Genomic DNA, 1,050 nt, shown 5'->3' on the forward strand with positions numbered 1-1,050 from the left:
TGATAATGCATCTTTTTCATTTGTCATCTTACCACTACCTGACAGACCTACACTGTAGGGTGTCTGATTTGTACAAGTTACATTTAGGGTTCCTGTTTTGTCACTTGCAACACTACCGCTATTTACTTTACCAAAATCAATCTCTGTTGCATTGATAGAACATGTAGAAAGAACTTCAATTTTTACATCAAAAGTTGTTTGTGCCTGCTGTGTGCTTGCTGCTGGTGTTTCAGCACTTGCTTGTCCAGCTAAAAGTAAGTTAGTAGATACTAATAATGCAGTAGTGATAAATTTTTTCATTTAAGAATTCCAAGTATTAAATCCGATAGCCCAAAAGCAATCGTCATAAATAACATTGCTTTCACCTTTTATTTTTTATAGGTATTAAAATCACGTCTATAAAAATAAGTGTGAAATTTATCACTTTTTATATTTTTTTCAAGTTTTTTTTTTAACCAGCCATTCAGCATTATTAAATGTATTCGTCATTACTCTACTTTTTATAAAATAATGAGGCATATTGAAATTAAGTTTTTTGATTCAATGGAATGGGCGTTATATAATAAAAAATGGGAGCCTTAAACTCCCATTTTTTTATTATATTTTTTAAATTTTAAGTATGTTGAACTGTCAATTTTAAACCTAAAGCATTCACAACACGGTTGATCGTATCAAAACGAGGCGTTGAATCTTGACGAAGTGCTTTGTAAAGGGCTTCTCGTCCAATACCTGCTTCTTTCGCAATTTGGGTCATACCTCTTGCTTTAGCAATTACACCAAGTGCGTGCGCTAATTCAGCAGGATCATTTTCTTCAAGAACCATATTGAGGTACATTACAATATCTTCTTCAGTTTTGAGTGACTCAGCCATATCAAAACTTGGTAAATCAGCTACTTTAACCATTTTAATCCTCCAACGTTTTTGATAATTTGACTGCACGATTGATGTCTTGTTGTTGAGTTGATTTATCTCCGCCACCAAGCATTACAATCACTACGTCACCATGTTGGATGTAATACATCCTCCATCCTGAACCGAAGAACTCTCTC

Annotated in this window: 2 protein-coding genes and 1 pseudogene; all 3 read right to left on the minus strand. The window is 33.7% G+C overall.

What is annotated here, in order from left to right; all coding sequences use genetic code 11:
- Positions 1-300 (minus strand): spore coat protein U domain-containing protein (locus FTV43_RS15820; RefSeq protein ID WP_179995871.1); only part of this gene is annotated, 300 nt, incomplete at its 3' end.
- A 313-nt stretch (positions 301-613) separates the two neighbouring features.
- Complete coding sequence (locus FTV43_RS15825) at positions 614-904, minus strand: addiction module antidote protein (RefSeq protein WP_000241337.1); 291 nt, start codon at positions 902-904, stop codon at positions 614-616.
- 1 nt (position 905) lies between these two features.
- Positions 906-1,050 (minus strand): annotated as a pseudogene (locus FTV43_RS16140) (type II toxin-antitoxin system RelE/ParE family toxin); the annotation flags it as partial.

The sequence above is a fragment of the Acinetobacter sp. YH16053 genome (assembly GCF_013417035.1).
GTDB lineage: Bacteria > Pseudomonadota > Gammaproteobacteria > Pseudomonadales > Moraxellaceae > Acinetobacter > Acinetobacter towneri.

What these genes read in the sequence shown, in the direction of transcription:
- FTV43_RS15825 (WP_000241337.1), bottom strand. Translation starts at nt 904, where the DNA reads ATGGTTAAAGTAGCTGATTTACCAAGTTTTGATATGGCTGAGTCACTC.